We start from the raw sequence: 16,787 nt of genomic DNA, 5'->3' as shown, positions 1-16,787 counted from the left end.
TTTATGCTTCACTTTTCTACCGAACCGACGGGTTCCGGAGGGCTGCCTATTGCCCGGCCGAAGCGTTCCCGAAAGCGTCTTTTTCTTCGTGCGGGGCTGCTGTACTTCTTCGCGGCCTTCGCCAGTGCGCAGTTGCTGCTGGCCAATCCGGGTATTTCCCAGGAATTATCCGATCAGATGATCCGTATCGGCTTCCGGAACGAAAGCCTGAAAACGGTCCTCAAGAAGATCGAAGAAAAATCCTCCTTTTCGTTTGTGATTCCGGTGGATGAGGTCGAGGCATACCCGAACGTAACCCTCGAAACCGAGCGGCGGAGCGTCAAGGAAACTCTTGACCTGGTGCTCCGGAATACCCGTTTGTCCTACCGGCAGGTCAATGCGCGGACTGTGCTGATTTTTCTGGTGAAACCGGCCCGCCCGGCGGCGGCTGACGAAGAGCCTCCGAAGACGCCGGCGGAAATACGCCTGACCGGGAAAGTCTCCAACGAAAAAGGGGAGGGGCTGCCCGGCGCCAGCGTCGTCGTGAAAGGAACTACTACCGGTACCGTGACCGGCGCGACCGGCGACTATGCGCTTTCCGTACCCGGTGAAACGACGGTAATCGTGGTTTCTTCGGTCGGATACATTACCCAGGAAACGGAGGTAGGCAGCCGTACCCGCATCGACTTCGCCCTGAAGCCGGATGTCAAAGCACTCGAGGAAGTGGTGGTTGTAGGCTACGGTACTGCCCGCAAGCGGGATATCACCGGGGCGGTTTCGAGGGCGGATATCAATGCCTTCAAAGAATCGCCGAATGTGAGTATCCTGCAATCGCTGCAGGGTTCGGTACCGGGCCTGAATGTGGGCGCGGTATCCCAGGCGGGGCAGGACCCGGATATTTCGATTCGCGGCCGGACGTCGGTCAACGGCAGTACGGCCCCGCTCATCGTACTCGACGGCATTATTTACCGGGGAAGCCTGGTGGATATCAACCCGAATGATGTCGCCTCCATCGACGTACTGAAAGACGCCAGCGCGGCCGCTGTATACGGTTCGCAGGCTTCGAACGGCGTTATCATCATTACGACAAAAACCGGAAAAGCCCTCAAAAAACCGACAATCGAATACAGCACATCGTACTCGGTTCAGGAAATTACCAACCGGTCGATGCTGCCCGACGATGCCGCCGGTTTTCTCAAAAAGAAAGCCGACCGCTACCTCGCCCTCAGCCGTACCGGCCCGGGATTGCTACAGCCCAACCCGGATTTCGACGTGACCAAGTACGTCAGCGCCGAAGTACTCGCAGGCATGCAGAAAGGGACCAATACCGACTGGTGGAAGTTGCTGACCAACTCCGCGCCGGCTATTCAGAACCACGATCTGAGCATCAGCGGGCGGAGCGAACTCAGCTCGTACTTTGTTTCCCTCGGGTATACGAATCAGCAGAACGTCGTCAAAAATGATACCTACAAGCGGTATAATGCGCGGATCAACCTGGATACGCAGGTACTTCCGTGGATGAAGCTCGGCGTACAGTCGTTTCTCGGCGTGAGCGATTACTCCGGCGCCGCGCCCAGTCTGGACGACGTACAGTTCATGATTCCCCAGCTCGGGTACCAGGATGCGAACGGCAACCTGATCCGGATGCCGGACAACTCCCGCGTCAACCCCCTCTTGCAGATCACCCGGAGCAACCTCGAAAAGCGCAACAACCTGTTCGGCCTCGTGTATGCCGATATCCAGGTACCGTTTGTGAAAGGACTGAACTACCGGCTCAACTTTTCTCAGAATTCCATCACCGACCGGAACTACAACTTCAGTCCTTATGCGCAGAACTTCAACGGAGAAGCCTCGAAGCTCAACGGCTCGCAGTACCTGCTCACGCTTGACAACATCCTGAGCTACCAGAAGACCTTCGGCGATCACTCCGTCAACGCCACGCTGCTGTACGGCGCCGAAAAACGGAGCTATGAAAATACCACAGCCAAAGCGACCTTCTTCGCGAACGACATCCTGGGGTACGACAAGCTCGACGCCGGGCAGGCCGGGCAGCAAACCACGACGTCGTCTGCCTGGAAAGAAGCCAGTCTGTACTCCATGGCCCGCGTGATTTATTCCTTCCGCGACAAGTATATTCTGACCGGAACGGTGCGCCGGGATGGGTTCTCCGGGTTTAGTACCTCCAATAAATTCGGCGTGTTTCCGTCCATCGCCGCGGCGTGGTGGCTCAGCGAAGAGAAGTTCCTGAAGGATAAGGTCCCGTTTCTGGATGACCTGAAGATCCGGGCGTCGTATGGTGTGAACGGCAACCGGACCGTCGGCCGCTACCAGACCCTGGCGAAAATTGCGGCATCCGTAGGCAACGGCTACCTCTATGGCGACGGCGCTGCTGCCCAGCAGGGGCAATACATGAGCGCGCTGGCAAACAGCAACCTGAAATGGGAATCGACGCGGTCGCTCAACTTCGGGGTAGACTTTGTCCTCTTCCGGAACCGGCTGTCGGGTAGTTTCAACACCTACGTCTCCAATACGTATAACCTGTTGTTTAACGTAGACCTGCCGGTACTCAACGGTTTTGGCAGCAGTCCCGCCAACATCGGCAAGCTTCGCAACAACGGGCAGGAGCTGAACCTGACCGGTCGTCCGATACAACGGGGTGCGTTCAGCTGGGACGTGACGCTGAACTTCTCCCGGAACCGCAACAAAGTCATCAGTATTCTCGGTATTGACGCGGATAAGAACGGCAAAGAGGATGACCTGGTTTCTTCCAAGATCTTCATCGGCCATCCCTACGGCGTTGCGTATGATTTCAATATTACCGGGATGTGGCAGGTAGCTGATTACGAGGCGAAGACCATCCCCGCCGGCTTTACCTACGGAACCTACAAGGTGGAAGACATCAACAAGGACGGAGCCTATACCGCTGCGGCTGACCGCAAAATCCTGGGCTACAACGACCCTTCCTACCGCTTCAGCATCATGAATACCTTCCGGTACAAATCCTGGGAGCTGAGTTTCTTTGTCAATTCGATTCAGGGAGGGAAGAAATGGTACTATGGTCAACCCGGAAGTACCTTGCCCAATCCCGACAATATCAGCAACGGGAATATCTTCAAATTTGACTATTGGACGCCGGAAAACCCGGACGCCCGCTACCGGCAAATCGGCTACTACACCGTTGCGCTGGGAGAGACGTTTTCTCCCTACGTGCAGCGGAGCTTCATTCGCCTGCAAAATGTCACGCTGGCGTACTCGCTGCCGAAGCAGCTGCTCCAGAAGATCCGGTTTAACCGGGCGAAGGTATTCCTCAATGGTAAAAACCTGCTTACCCTGACCGACTGGGACGGCTGGGATCCCGAAACCGGAACCGGTCTTGACCGCGCCGCCTATCCTCTCCTGCGTAACTACACGGTTGGTCTGAACATCGAATTCTAAGTCCATGAAAAAAATCACGCGATTCCTCCTCGTGGCCCTGCTCGGAACGGCTTTCTCCTGCAACGAGAAGACCTTCCTTGAAGAAAAGCCCCTCGATTTCTATACGCCGGATAACTCGCTGGAAACCAATGCGCAATTTCAGGCGGCGATCAACTTTCTGCACAATCGGCTCCGGAACATTGTGTACGGCGGTATTGACCTGGACTCGTTTTTTGCGCTGCGGTATGCCACGGATTTTGCCGTCAATGCGACGGACTATCAGCCCGCGGTGAAGCTCAACGACTACAAAAACACGATGGTGCCGACGTTCAACGTGCCGCTTGTCATCTGGCAAAACGTCTATCAGATCATCAGCAACGCCAATGTTGTCATCGCCCGGGCACCAAAATCGACGAAACTGACCGATGCAGATAAGAAGCTCTTCCGCGCGCAGGCCCAGTTTTTCCGCGCCTGGGGTTACAACATGCTGGCGAATCTGTACGGCGGCGTGCCGCTGATTACGGACGAGATCACGACGCCGCGCCGCGATTTTGTCCGCGCTGCCCGCGACGCCGTATACGCGCAGTGCAAAGCCGATCTGATCGAGGCCATTGCCGTGCTTCCGGATATTGACAAGGCAAAAGACGGGGCCGTCAACAAACAGGCCGCGCAGCATATTCTGGCCGAAGTACTGATCTCCCTGAAAGCCTATGACGAGGCCATTGCCGCCGCAACGCAGGTAATCAGCTACCCCGGGGTGGGGCTGATGACCGAGCGCTTCGGTACGCACAAGGATCAGCCGGGAGACGTATACCGCGATCTCTTTGAGCTCGGGAATCAGAACCGGACGAGTGGTAACCGGGAAGGGCTGTATGTCATTCAGAGCGATTATCTTAACCTCGCGTCTACCCAGCGCGATGCCATGCAGTGGGCCATTATGCCGTCGATGCAGAGCCTGACGATCAAGTCGGCGGTAGACGGCAAAAGCGTCAGCGCCATCAAAGGGCCGAACGAAAAATGGTCGGGCCGCGGCGTAGGCTGGATGCGGCCGACGACCTTCGTCCTATACACCATGTGGCAGGGCGGCAAAAACGATATCCGGAACTCTCCATACAATATTCTGCGGGATTTTCAGATCGATGGGGTAGCGTCCACCTCGCCGGATTTCGGAAAATGGTTTGTGAAAGACGGGTACCAGGCCAAAGTCACCAACTTCGCCGATACCATCCGGAACTGGTTTCCGATCCTGAAGAAGAATACGATTTCTGCCGGAGATTTCCCGGATGCCTATTTTCAAAAAGATGCTTCGGGGAATGTCCTTACGTCGCCGCTGGGCGGTCGCCTGCTGATCAATGCCTCCGATCTTTTCCGGGACGGTTACCTGATCCGCCTGCCGGAGACCTATTTTCTCCGGGCGGAGGCGGCGATCCTGAAAGGCGATAATGCCAGTGCCGCCGCCGACCTCAACGTTGTCCGGGCCCGGGCCAAAACATTCCCTGTCACGGCAGGGGACGTCAGCATTGATTTCCTGCTCGACGAGCGCATGCGTGAACTCTACGGCGAAGAATTCCGCATGGTGACGCTCACACGGATGGGCAAACTGTACGACCGGGTGAAGAAGTACAACGAAAAATCCGGCCTCTCCATCGAATCCTACCATAACCTCTGGCCTATACCTTTTAGTGAAATCAACCGGAACGTCTCTGCGAAACTGGAGCAGAATCCGGGGTATAATTGAGTTTGGGAGTTTAGGGTTTAGAGTTAGGGGTAACGCACCCAACACGGCAGTCCAACTCTAAACTCTAAACTCTAAACTCTAAACTCTAAACTCTAAACTCTAAACTCTAAACTCTAAACCGAACCCTTCTATCCAACCCACAAAAAAAAGCCCCTGCCATCACCGGCAGGGGCTTTTTTTCTACCGCGGCGGGTCTTACTTCGCCGGGGTGATGACGATGTTCCGGTATTCGACCGGGCCGTGGTCGCCCTGAATCAGAAGCGGTCCGGGTTCGCCTTCGTGGGCGTCGATTGCGCCACCGGTGATACCGGGGATTTCCTGGTTGCAGATAACGGTTTTGCCGTTGGCGACGATGGTTACCGTCCGTCCGATCAGCGTGATATCGTAGGAGTTCCACTCGCCGGCATCCTTAGCAGCCATTTCATTCGGCATCAGGAAACCATAAATCGCGCCCATCTGGTCGAGGGCGGGTTCCATGCCTTTGCTGTCGGTCACCTGTACTTCATACCGGCCGCGGAGGTATACGCCGCTGTTGGAGCCTTTCGGGATACGGAATTCCACGTGCAGTTTGAAATCGTTGAATTTCTCGTGCGTCACGAGGTTAGCGCCTGACTTCGGGCTGCGGAGGATACCATTTTCCGCGATCCACTGGTTGGTACCTTCGGCATGCCAGGCAGTCATCTGGTTTCCGTCGGTCAGTTTGACGGGCTTACCCCATACCGGCTGGGCAGTACGGCGGAGAACAGGCGCACGTACGCCTGTCCAGTTGTGCGTCTTGCCTTCCGGGGTAGTGAGCTTGCCGGAGAGTTTTTCCCCGTTGATAGCGCCTTCTACTTTCAGATCGGCGGTACCGTTTTCCCACTGCGGGGGAATCGCGAACTGGAAGGTATTGTCTTTTGTGTGCACAACAGAAATGGGACGGGCGCTGCCAACGACACAGACAAACTGCCCGATGAGCGTATGGTGCCCGGAATGGCGGACTTCGAGCCAGCCCGGCGCGGGTTTGCCGTCTACGTCAATGGTGATATCCCAGCGGCCTTCGAGAGGAGAGGGGGCGGCCATGCCGGAAAAAGAGAGGAGCGTGAGGGCCAGTACCGAGAAAACCCGGCCGAAACGACGAGATAGAGGTTCAGATTTGTGATGCATAGAGCGTAAAGGAATTTTGAGGAGCGTAAAGGTACAAGAAAAGTGATTGCAGCTTTTGTTTTCCGGCGAAGGAACAGGGAAACCGGAGGCAGCAAAAAAAGACTGCCGGCACACGGCAGTCTTTTTACGATAGTTCCTGATCGCCGCTATTTCAGCAACGTTTCCGGTTTCACAATTTTCAGTGTTCCTTTCATCATACCCCAGTGCCCCGGGAAGGTGCAGACGAAGATATACTCGCCCGGCTCCTCCGGCGCGCGGAACCGAAGCTCGCGGCTTTCGCCCGGATTGAGCAGAGGCGTAGCGTAGAGTACTTCCGGAATGGCCGGGACGAAGTTCTTCTCGAAACCGTCCTTCTGCGCTGCCATTGCATCGGCGGCCTTGCCGACTTTCTCCAGCGACCCGCCCTTGATAATGACCAGGTTATGCGGCATTTCGTCCGGATTCTCGAAACGGATGGACACCGGACGGCCTGCCGGTACCGTGATCGATTCCTTGTCGAACAGCATTTTTGACGGCAGCGTCGTGATCTTCACTTGGAACGTGCCGGTACTTTCGAGGATGAACGTGGCCTTGTCGGCTTCTTCCTTCGGCAGCCTGGCCGCGGTTTTCTTCCCCAATGCTACCAACTGATCAAACCAGGGTACCTGACGGTCCTTTTCCGGCGTTGCCCGGGCTATGGAAACGATCGCCCTGGTCAGCGGACTTGCAACGGGCGCAAGTTCCGTGTCAGGTACTTTGGACAGCGCCTCGACAGCTTCCGGAACAAAGGGTCCGCCCGGGCGAAGTTCAGCCAGGAGGAGGTCCACGCGGCCGCTGGCAGTCAGCGCACCGAGCGAACGGACCGCTTCCCGCCGCGCCGGTTCAGGGATATCCTGCCGGTCGAACAGCTTGCGTACCGAAGGAAATACAACCCGATGGATATCCGGATTACCGAGCAGGCGGAGGCTGCGCAGCACTACTTCTTTGTCGCCTGCATCTGCCTGTTCCAGAACGGGTTCCAACGAGCCATCGGCAACAACGAGCGCGGCATAGCCGGTTTCCCGCAGCGGAGCCGACTGGTTGACGGCCGTCAGGCTTTTCAGCTCGTCCCGGTGGCTCCCGAGGCGGTCAGCCGAGCTGGCAATCAGTTGCGTACCCAGTGTGCCGACAGCCTTTGGCGCCGCTTTCCGGAGGAGGAAAATCAGCTCGGGAATTTCACCCCTGCCGTGTTTTTGGGCCAGCGCCTGGAGGGCTTCCCGTCGATCAGCCTCCTTCGTTTCCGGATTCGAGATCCGGGCGCGAAGTACCGCTTCCGAAGCCGGCAGCCCCGCCAGGTCTTCCTGAGACGCATAGAAAAGCAGCTGATCGGCGCGCTCCGGCTGATCATTGAGGTAGTTGGCATCTTCCCGGAACCGCGCGATCCAGACCGGCTTCAGCGCCTTGATGGTTTCGGAGCGGGCATAATCGAGGTAGTAATCCTGCTGGTAATCCGTCAGGTTCAGGCTTGCTGCGACGGCTTCGGGGCTTTCATAATAGCTCAGCGCGACGACGGCCTCCAGCCGGACGCGGGGCGAGGGATCATTGATCGCTGTACGGAAAACATCCAGCGACCCCGGTACGCGGTCTTTCCAGAAACGCAGTACCCGGAGGGCGGCAGCGCGGGCGCGGTATTCTTTCGCAGCCAGTAGTTTCCGGAGCAGCGGCTCGTTGACTTCGTCAAAATCCTGGTACAACCACAGCGCTTCGAGCAGGTGGTGTTCATAGTCCGCATCAGACGGAGACAGGCCTGCTACCCAGGTAGCCAGTGCCGGAAGTACGGCTGTCGGCTCCTGTGCGCGGATCAGGCCGCGGGTACGGTAGCGGAAGCGGTCCTCGTATACTTTCAGGTTATCGAATAAGGCCGGGAGGGATTGCTTCGTCAGGTCCGTCCGCGGGATAAGCGGCCGGTCTTTGTACGTAATGCGCCAGATGCGCCCGTGCGCGTGGTCACGCCGGGGATCGCGGATCGAGTGCTGCATGTGGCCGATGAGCGGGTTGAACCAGTCGACAACATACAACGCGCCGTCGGGCCCGAATTTCAGATCAACCGGCCGGAAATTCGGATCGCTCGATTGCAGCATGGGCTCGGCGTCCGAACCTTCGATTCCGGAGCCGGCAACTTTTACCTTATGGCGTTTAATCCCTTGAAAACCAATGGTGTTATTGACCAGAAAATCCCCCTGCATGCTATCCGGGAAATGCCGGCTGGATATCAGCTCAATCCCTGCCGTGGGCCGCACGCGTGACGCCGTAAACATTTTGGTGCGCGGATGCGGGTTGGGATATTCCACTTTCCCCGTCATCGGCGGCGCATAGTAGTTCATCCCGTCCGACGCATCGCCGATCAGCTGCGTTCCCCAACGGTCAAATACGTTCCCCCAGGGGTTGTTGTAGTGGTAGGCGACGAGGTTGATGAGCTTGCCCGTACGCGGTTCGTACCGGTAAGTAGCTCCATAACTGCCGCGGACGGGCCCGTACGGCGTCTCGACCTGGGTATGCAGGAAGGTGCCTTCGTGCCAGTAGAGGCCGCCATCCTGCCCGTAGGTAAAGGCATGAAGCGCGTGGTGGCTGTCTTCTGTACCGAAACCATGAAGGATCACTTCCCGGGTATCGGCTTTGTCGTCGCCGTTGATATCCCGGAGGTAGATGAAATCGGGTTCGGCAGAAACCAGGATGCCGTCTTTCCAGAATTCGAAACCGAGCGGGAGGTACAGCTTGTCGGCGAAGACCGTATGCTTGTCGGCGCGCCCGTCGCCATCTGTATCTTCGAGAATAACGATGCGGTCGTTTGGAGGCGAACCCGGCAGGTAATGCGGATAGCTGGGAATAAGCGCTACCCACAGCCGACCTTTGGCGTCGAACGTCATGTTGACGGGTTTCTCCAGCGGAAAGTCCTGCTCGGAAGCAAAGAGGTTGATTTCAAAGCCCTTCGGAAGTGTAAACTGGCTGGTAGACGCCGGGTAATGTCCTTCTCCGGACGAGCCATGGTGGGCATGTTCGGAACGGGGCGGCGTTTGAGGCGCACCGGTTTTGTCGTCGACAATCGCTTTGGCTTTCGCATAGGCGTTCGACTTCGGATTGGCGCTCATCTGCCATACCGCTTTGTCGAGTCCGGCCACCATCTGGTCCAGTTTCTGCATTTCTGCGGGAAACGAGCGGATGCCGAACGGCGCCTTGCGCCGGCCATAGATATACTCGCCGTTGACCGCCCGCCAGCGGTACAGAAACTCCTGATTTTTCATCCGGATGATGTCGCGGAGGCGGTTGGTTTCGGCGGCGGTATACGCTGCTTTCTTCGCGGGAAAACCTAATTGTTTGCCCATCCACTGGCTAACGACGCGGTAACCCTTTTCCGTCAGGTGAATGCCATTGGCAGTCAGCGGCGCTTCCTTTGCGTTGAGCGTCGGCGTATACAAATCCAGGTACCGGAGCTTCCGTTCGGCGGCGATGCGCTTCATTGCCTCGGCATAGATCGACAGGGAGGCGTTATGCGCGGCCGGGTCTGGCCAGTACCCGCCGAGTTTTTCGTGGGCAACCGGCGAAACGAGTACGAGCTGCGGAGCGGATTTTCCGTTGTACTGATGGCTGCTCAGGTCGGCCAGAAAGGTATTCAGATCCTTTTCAAAACCCGGTAGCCCTGCCGTGCCCTTGAATGCTTCGTTCATCCCGAAACACACAAAAACAATATCCGCTTTCTGCTGGGTAAGGTGCGTGTGAACGTCTCCGAAACTCAGCGGCCGGGGTTGCAATGCCGGCTCGTCGGCGCTCCAGCCGAGGTTCCGGACCACCAGCTGGCGGTCGGGGAAGGTCTGGTGCAGGAGCAGTTCAAACTCCGGGAAGTAAAGCATCCGGTCGGCAAATGTATTCCCGACAAAAACAATATGAGCGCCTTTCGCGGGTTGGAAAGACTGAGCGCCCGCTGCGAGAGAGAGTAACAGCAGGCTGATCGTCAGTAGTTTACGCATGGGTCAGGGTTTTTTCGGATGACCGTAGGGGACGTCAATGGCGATTTTGCCTTTCCATTTTTTGGGAACGGACTTGCCGAGCGACCAATACACGGCATTGATTATCAGCCGTTGAAAGGACTCTTCCCGGAAGTCTTCCGGGTGCCCGAGGGTCGTCATAAACGAGCGACCACCAGCGGGTGTTTTCCACGTCCAGGCAACGGGATTTTCGATCGCCGGTTTGTCGGGATTGACGGCCTTGCCGGATAACAGCCACACCGAGCCCTTCGCCGGGTAGTCGGGCAGTACGTGGTACAGCCAGGAGGCGGCATGAAAAGGCGTTACGCCGGTCAGAATAGGATTGGAGGCCGCTTCCGGGATAATGGACACATCCGTCGTGCTTTTATGCCCGTAGTGTGTATGCTTTGCTTTTCCTCCCCAGCCCGGAGGCGCGCCGAAGGTTGTTTCGGCGAAGGCATTCCAGGACCGGCGGTCATCGCCCTCCGGGAAATTGAAAGCGTGCGTCGTCGTCCGGAACCCCATGACCGGTTTGCCTGATTTGACGTAGGCGTCGATATACGCCAGCTGTTCTTTGGGCAGGCGCCGCCAGCGCAGGTAAAACACAGCCAGATCTGCTTTTTCAAGGATTTCGAGGCCGGGAATATCCGTTTCCGACAGGTAGTCCGGGGATGCTGTCAGGACTTTGGTGCGGAAACCGTACTTCGTTTCCAGCTCCTGCGCAATCAGCGGCAGGGTCAGCTCGCTGCTGTACTCATGATCGCCGGTAACGAATACGATCAAAGGTGCAGCAGATGGAGCGGAGGGGCGATGGGCAGTCAGCCCGGTCAGGGTGGTCAGACCGAGGGCCGCCTGCTGCAGGAAGTTTCTTCTTTTCATTCCGTGAGGTTTAGAGCAATAGCAACGCTGGTTGGGCATTTGTCATCTAAAGAGAATCCGGTCGGCTATATACTTGTTTCGCAGGAAAAAAGGCACTCGTCGCTATTCCGGATAAAGTCCTGAAAAATACCGGAAATCTTCTTTTCTTTTGATGGAAACCTTACTTCTGCTATGAAATCATTACTTCTCATTACCTGTCTTGCCGCGGGGTATACCGCCACGGCCCAGAACCGTACTCCCGGCGACACGCTCCGATCGCCTCTTTCCTCCGGCCCTGGCAAGGCGCTTATCCGCCTGTATGCACCGAAAGCGAGCGAAGTCAAGCTCGTCGGCGACTTTACCCGCACGCCGATAGCCCTGACGTCCGACGGGCAGGGTATCTGGAAAACGGAAATCGGCCCGCTGCGGCCGGACTACTATACCTATACGTTGATCGTCGACGGTGTCCGGACACTCGATCCAAAAAACGCCTCCATCAAGCAGGGAATAGCGTCGGTCGAAAACGTAGTACTCATTCCCGGAAGCGAGACGGCTTTTGAAGACGTACAGAACGTACCTCACGGCGAGCTGCGGCAGGTATGGTATTCGTCGTCGACGCTCGGCCGCATGCGTCGCATGCACGTTTATACCCCGCCCGGATACGAAAAAGGCAGGGATAGTTACCCGGTTTTTTACCTGTTGCACGGGGCGGGCGACGACGATTCCGGCTGGAGTACCATCGGTCGGGCCGGTTTTATTTTCGACAACCTCATTGCGGCGGGGAAGATCAAGCCGATGGTCGTCGTGATGCCCAATGGCAGCATGCCGACGGAGCCAGGTACTCCCCTGAATATGAGCCGGATGCGGGATCTGTTTTCATCTGAATTACTGAAGGATATTCTGCCGCGGGTGGAAGCAGGCTACCGGGTGAAAACGAGTCCGGCCGACCGGGCCATCGCCGGGCTGTCGATGGGCGGTTTTCAGACGCTCGATGTCGTATTATCCCGGCCGGAGCTGTTTACCTATGCCGGCGTTTTCAGTTCGGGATTTTTCGGACCTTCCATCGACGAAGCCGAAACGAAGTACAGCAAGTCCCTGAATGACAAAGACTTCAACAGTAAAAAGAAACTCTTCTGGATCGGTATCGGCAAAGACGATTTCGTGATGGAAGCCAACCGGAAAACCCTCGCCCTGCTCGACAAGCACCAGATCCGGTATCAATACAAGGAAACCGAGGGCGGGCATACCTGGATCAATTGGCGGCAGTACCTCAACGAGTTTACGCCGATGCTGTTCCGCTGATCATTTTTTGGGAAGAAGTATTGCGCAAGTGAAAGCTTGCGCTTTATATTTGCAAGCAAATACTTGCATAATATGGAAGCACGACGGGATGTCTTTCAGGCCATAGCCGACCCGACCCGGCGGCAGATCATTGAATTACTATCCGGCAAAAGCCTGAATGTGAATGAGTTGTCGGAACATTTTGACGTGAGTCGGCAAGCAGTATCTCTCCACGTAAAGATACTGGAGGAGTGCGGGCTGATTGTCGTGCACCGCCGCGGGCGCGAGCGTTACTGCGAAGCCCGGCTGGAGAAGCTGGAACCCGTCACCAACTGGATCGGGCACTGCCGGCAGTTCTGGTCGCAACAGTTCCTTTCCCTCGATGAATACCTCAAAACCAACCAGCAGCCATGAAAGAAGCCTTTTTCTTTGTCCAGACATTCGATGCCCCGAAAGAAGCGGTTTTCCGGGCCTTTTCCACTGCCGAAGCCCTGAATGCCTGGTGGGGGCCGGCGGAAACGGAAAACAGCGTTGTCCGCCTTGATTTTCGCCCCGGCGGTACGTTCCATTTCAAAATGGTTGCCGGTGGAACGGTCAGTTACGGAAGGTTTCACTACCTCCGCATCGAACCAAATGAGCTGCTGGAGTTTACCAATGCCTTTGCGGATGAGGACGGAAACGTCGTTCCGGCGCCTTTCCCGATGCCTTTTCCCGAAGAAATTCACTATCGGATCACGTTCACGGAGGAAAAAGGGAAAACCGTCGTATCGCTGACCGGCCGGCCTGTTAACGCGACGCCGGAGCAGGAGGAGTCGTTCCGGTCCATCCACGATAGTATGCAAGAAGGCTTCGGCGGGACTTTTGATAAGCTTGTTAGTTATTTGGAAAACAGTGAGTTATGAGAGGGGTTTTTCTTGGGGCAGGTAGCGCAGGCTGTTCATGCAGATGACATACTGATCGGTCGCACCGTTGAGCTGGGGGACAATACGCTCTGGCCGAGCGTTGGCACCGGCGATTCTGCCCGGATCAGCTTTCTGGTTCGGACTCAGAAACTTACCGGGGAGTGTTCGCCGGTGATTTTGATCTTCGTCAGACTCAAATAATAGCGGCGAGGTTTGATTCTGTATTGGCTGGCTGATTTGCTTTCAGAAATAGCCTTACAAGAATATATTTTGATTGGAAACGATATGCTCAGTTGGGGCCATTGTCTCCTGTAAGGCCTGAATTCGCGTCGTGACCGAGTCCGCTACCAAACTCTTACATCCCGTTCAGACGCATGCGGCAAAATTAGCTCTCTCATTGTGCATTGTTAACGTAGTACATTTCTGTAATATATTGAATATCAGGATGTACATATTTAATTTCTCTCTCAGTTTTAACCGGATGAAAGATTTGCAGTTTGTTGATGTACATCAACTTTCGTTGTTCGTTTGACGATTAAATTTGCCGCGAGATATTAACAGAATTAGTTACGCACGTACTGGCATTTCAAGACAAAAAAAGCAAACTGCAATGAAAAACGAAATATTTAGCCAACTGCAAGAACTACACGTTGCTGCCTGGAATGAAAAGGATGTGACAACGCGCGACGAAATACTTAAAAAGATCTATTCTGAGGATATTAAGATGTACGATAAGGAGTTTACATTTGACGGATTACGGGCAGTTTCTGATTTTATAGGTAAGCTTATTTCCGAAGACCATTTGTTTAACTTTTCTGCAGCTAGGCCCATTGAATCACTTCAAAATGGCGCAAGACTTTTCGGACACATTCAAACGGGAGGAGGTCTGTTAAACAGCATGGACTTCTTTTTAGTCGAGGATAACAAAGTGAAGCATTTATATGCATTTATCGAACCTGCCAATTAAATCGACAAAAATCAGCGTGCAGCGTATTAGAAAGAAGTTATCTCATCGTCATGGGTAACTTCTTTCGATTTAGTATCGATAGGTAATTATTCTTAGAGTAATTTATAAGTTTTCAAGTATGCGATCTACCAGAAAGAGCCGACTCACTTACATCTATTACTGGTATGAATTTGATTTATAGTAATTCTAAAAAGCGAAAACTTATCTTTGATGCGTGTAAATTTGAATGATTGGAGTAATCTAATTGCGCTGATTGAAATATTAAACAAGCCTTTGCCCTCCATCGACGTGGATAGTTTCTCCCGTCATTATTTCATTTGTCATGAGGAATAAAATGGCTGAAGCAACTTGATCAGGGGTCGCTATACGTTTAAGCGGTAATTTATCTTTTACTGAATTTATAAATATTTCTCTGTCAGCACCTAAGGATTTAGCCAATAACGGTGAATCTGTGGTGCCCGGAGAAACAGCATTCACCCTCCGAGGGGCGAGCTCAAGACAAAGGCCTCGAACCAAAGCTTCTACGGCGGACGATGCAGCCGCTAATATTGCCATTCCCGGTACCGGTCGGTCTGCCAGCACACCTGAAGTAAAAGTAATGGATGCATTACTCGAAAGCCTAGTACCTAACGCACGAATGATATGCAGTGAGCCCCAAATGCGTTCATCAAACGCTTTATGCAGGTAAGTTATATCGGCATTTAGAATTGGCCCGGCAACAAATGTCCCGGCGAGCAGGACCAGATGATCGACCTGCTGAACATCAGAAAGTGTTTCGTAGATAGTTTCTTGTTTTGTTACATCAGCAACTCTCCAATTAAATTCGTTTTCTTCGGCTATGAGTTTGGTTTGATCGGGATTGTACCCCAAGATGGTAACAATGGCCCCTTCTGCTTTTGCCTGTTTTGCTGTAGCAAGTCCAATACCCGAGCTTCCTCCAACAACCATTACCTTCTTGCCATTTATTTTCTCCATTATGCGCAGCTTATTATTTTGCAAGTGAGCAATTTTGATTTCCATTTTTATGATGAGCGAAACTATAGCGTGCTCATTTAGGTTACGATGCGATATGATAAAAAATAATGTTAATGTACATCAACAATACTCTGGATATATGCATTTCATATAACCAGGGCTATTAATGTTTTTCGCATCTGAGCAATGAAAATGTTGCATCCTTTACTTGCGGCGCTGTGGTGTCATAAGCACCGGCAACGCTATGGCTGGCATTCATGACTCCAATTGGTTTGTTACAATCTAAATAGTATATTGGCCGTAGTGTGGTGAGGAATGTTAATCAAAGAGATTGATATACCTCAACATCGGGCGCTATTGCGGAGCTGTAATGACTATCAAAAAAGGTGCTATTTACTTTTGGACAATGTTTACTTCACTCTTTGATTACTTTGCACGGCAAACGACTGTTCCGCTCTCTGAACAGGATGTACAGTTGATCCAAAAGGCGTTTGTACCGAAGAAATTCAAGAAACGGCAGTTTCTGCTGCAAGAAGGTGAAGTATGTAAATTTATTTCTTTTATTGTTAGAGGAGCCGTCCGCCAATATACAGTAGATGACAAAGGAAACGAGCACGTCCTTAATTTAGCCATCGAAAATTGGTGGACGTCAGATCGCGAGAGCTACCACAAGGAAACGCCGTCGATCTATAATATTGATGCCTGGGAGGAAACCGAAGTCTTAATGTTGCCCAAAGCAGACGGCTGGTATGACAAAGTAAATGCTATTCCGGCGTTTTGTGAATTGCGGAAGAAACTTGACGATGCCCATCACATGGCCATGCAAAGCAGGCTGCATATCTCGATCAACCATACCGCAGAATATAGATACAAAGAATTGACGCGAAAATATCCCGAATTTGTTCAAAGGTTCCCGCAACACATCATTGCCTCCTATTTGGGAATTACCAAAGAAACCCTTAGTCGTATTCGTAATAAGTCTGTCAGAGGGTGAAGAGATTGGCTTATATCACCTACCTGAATCTGTTGAAGCAAGAGCATGATCCCATCGATACCACATTGGCCCATAGGCGGCTTATATATTCTTTCTTCCGTACGTTGACGGGGTTTGAGCGGATCATCACCCGGGAGCGTACGAAAGCCAGGTCTTTCGAAAGAAGCAGAAAGTAGGGCCGACGCCGGCGTTTTATAGCCGGAAGAATAAGACAGTTGACGAAATTGCCAAGACACGGGGAATTGGACGGGCGAACGTCTACCGGTAGGCCAATCTAGTAGCGAGTTAGCAAAGACCTTTGATACCGCAAACACCAGCAGTCCCGGATTCTTTCATTGGGGCCGAGAGTTTAAAAGCGCTTTGAATTTACCTGTAATCACCCTTTCTTCCGATTGTAACGTTATCCGCTGGCCTGGAATGGGTGTCACCCTACGTCTCCTTTTTAACAATGGTAGTGTATAGAATCCAACGATATATAACGGATGGATCGTCCCGGCGATCAGTGCAGTATTGCTAATCATAAGCTGCAGTTTTTTTGCCGAAAAATCCAGAT

Annotated in this window: 11 protein-coding genes; 7 read left to right on the top strand and 4 right to left on the bottom strand. The window is 53.7% G+C overall.

The genetic code is table 11. The features are described from left to right. Nucleotides 1-3 precede the first annotated feature (3 nt). Together BLR09_RS03175 and BLR09_RS03170 are read left to right on the top strand one after the other, a co-directional pair. Complete coding sequence (locus tag BLR09_RS03175) at nt 4-3,414, top strand: SusC/RagA family TonB-linked outer membrane protein (protein ID WP_245689862.1); 3,411 nt, start codon at nt 4-6, stop codon at nt 3,412-3,414. A gap of 4 nt (nt 3,415-3,418) precedes the next feature. Continuing rightward, nucleotides 3,419-5,131, top strand: a complete 1,713-nt coding sequence (locus tag BLR09_RS03170) for a RagB/SusD family nutrient uptake outer membrane protein (protein WP_093197578.1) — start codon at nt 3,419-3,421, stop codon at nt 5,129-5,131. 195 nt (nt 5,132-5,326) lie between these two features. On the opposite strand, the gene BLR09_RS03165 is transcribed toward BLR09_RS03170, so the two are convergent. The 3 genes from BLR09_RS03165 to BLR09_RS03155 all read right to left on the bottom strand — a co-directional run bounded on the left by BLR09_RS03165 (nt 5,327) and on the right by BLR09_RS03155 (nt 11,136). Then, entirely contained in the window at nt 5,327-6,277 is a 951-nt protein-coding gene (locus tag BLR09_RS03165; protein ID WP_093197868.1) for a 3-keto-disaccharide hydrolase, read from the bottom strand. Between the two features lie 146 nt (nt 6,278-6,423). Then, nucleotides 6,424-10,260, bottom strand: a complete 3,837-nt coding sequence (locus BLR09_RS03160) for a PVC-type heme-binding CxxCH protein (RefSeq protein WP_093197576.1) — start codon at nt 10,258-10,260, stop codon at nt 6,424-6,426. 3 nt (nt 10,261-10,263) lie between these two features. Further along, nucleotides 10,264-11,136 carry a ThuA domain-containing protein gene (locus BLR09_RS03155; protein WP_093197573.1) on the bottom strand — a complete coding sequence of 291 codons (873 nt, stop codon included), beginning with the start codon at nt 11,134-11,136 and terminating at the stop codon, nt 10,264-10,266. 171 nt (nt 11,137-11,307) lie between these two features. On the opposite strand from BLR09_RS03155, the gene BLR09_RS03150 reads away from it, so the two are divergent. From BLR09_RS03150 to BLR09_RS03130, 4 genes are all read left to right on the top strand, one after another. Then, a complete protein-coding gene (locus BLR09_RS03150) occupies nt 11,308-12,417 on the top strand; it encodes an esterase (RefSeq protein WP_093197571.1) in 1,110 nt (369 codons plus the stop codon). Between the two features lie 72 nt (nt 12,418-12,489). Continuing rightward, nucleotides 12,490-12,810, top strand: coding sequence for an ArsR/SmtB family transcription factor (locus BLR09_RS03145; RefSeq protein WP_093197568.1), 321 nt, complete (start codon nt 12,490-12,492; stop codon nt 12,808-12,810). Continuing rightward, entirely contained in the window at nt 12,807-13,298 is a 492-nt protein-coding gene (locus tag BLR09_RS03140) for an SRPBCC family protein (protein ID WP_093197566.1), read from the top strand. Before BLR09_RS03145 ends, BLR09_RS03140 begins: the two co-directional genes overlap by 4 nt. Before the next feature lie 610 nt (nt 13,299-13,908). After that, nucleotides 13,909-14,265, top strand: coding sequence for a glyoxalase (locus BLR09_RS03130; RefSeq protein WP_093197561.1), 357 nt, complete (start codon nt 13,909-13,911; stop codon nt 14,263-14,265). Nucleotides 14,266-14,526: 261 nt separating this feature from the next. Here BLR09_RS03130 and BLR09_RS03125 read toward each other — a convergent pair whose 3' ends face one another. Continuing rightward, on the bottom strand, nt 14,527-15,285 hold the full coding sequence (locus BLR09_RS03125; RefSeq protein WP_218126586.1) for an SDR family oxidoreductase: 759 nt from the start codon (nt 15,283-15,285) through the stop codon (nt 14,527-14,529). A 361-nt stretch (nt 15,286-15,646) separates the two neighbouring features. Here BLR09_RS03125 and BLR09_RS03120 point away from each other — a divergent pair, with 361 nt between their 5' ends. Continuing rightward, complete coding sequence (locus tag BLR09_RS03120) at nt 15,647-16,234, top strand: Crp/Fnr family transcriptional regulator (protein WP_093197863.1); 588 nt, start codon at nt 15,647-15,649, stop codon at nt 16,232-16,234. Nucleotides 16,235-16,787: the final 553 nt, after the last annotated feature.

Origin of the sequence: Siphonobacter aquaeclarae, assembly GCF_900103285.1 — a bacterium.
GTDB classification, from domain to species: domain Bacteria; phylum Bacteroidota; class Bacteroidia; order Cytophagales; family Spirosomataceae; genus Siphonobacter; species Siphonobacter aquaeclarae.
Note: the sequence above shows the minus strand (reverse complement) of the source record. Positions and strands in the feature narration are given on the sequence as shown.

Excerpts from the sequence above, each read along its gene's own strand:
- BLR09_RS03175 (WP_245689862.1), top strand. The coding sequence starts at position 4 with ATGCTTCACTTTTCTACCGAACCGACGGGTTCCGGAGGGCTGCCTATT.
- BLR09_RS03170 (WP_093197578.1), top strand. The coding sequence starts at position 3,419 with ATGAAAAAAATCACGCGATTCCTCCTCGTGGCCCTGCTCGGAACGGCT.
- BLR09_RS03165 (WP_093197868.1), bottom strand. The coding sequence starts at position 6,277 with ATGCATCACAAATCTGAACCTCTATCTCGTCGTTTCGGCCGGGTTTTC.
- BLR09_RS03160 (WP_093197576.1), bottom strand. The coding sequence starts at position 10,260 with ATGCGTAAACTACTGACGATCAGCCTGCTGTTACTCTCTCTCGCAGCG.
- BLR09_RS03155 (WP_093197573.1), bottom strand. The coding sequence starts at position 11,136 with ATGAAAAGAAGAAACTTCCTGCAGCAGGCGGCCCTCGGTCTGACCACC.
- BLR09_RS03150 (WP_093197571.1), top strand. The coding sequence starts at position 11,308 with ATGAAATCATTACTTCTCATTACCTGTCTTGCCGCGGGGTATACCGCC.
- BLR09_RS03145 (WP_093197568.1), top strand. The coding sequence starts at position 12,490 with ATGGAAGCACGACGGGATGTCTTTCAGGCCATAGCCGACCCGACCCGG.
- BLR09_RS03140 (WP_093197566.1), top strand. The coding sequence starts at position 12,807 with ATGAAAGAAGCCTTTTTCTTTGTCCAGACATTCGATGCCCCGAAAGAA.
- BLR09_RS03130 (WP_093197561.1), top strand. The coding sequence starts at position 13,909 with ATGAAAAACGAAATATTTAGCCAACTGCAAGAACTACACGTTGCTGCC.
- BLR09_RS03125 (WP_218126586.1), bottom strand. The coding sequence starts at position 15,285 with ATGGAAATCAAAATTGCTCACTTGCAAAATAATAAGCTGCGCATAATG.
- BLR09_RS03120 (WP_093197863.1), top strand. The coding sequence starts at position 15,647 with ATGTTTACTTCACTCTTTGATTACTTTGCACGGCAAACGACTGTTCCG.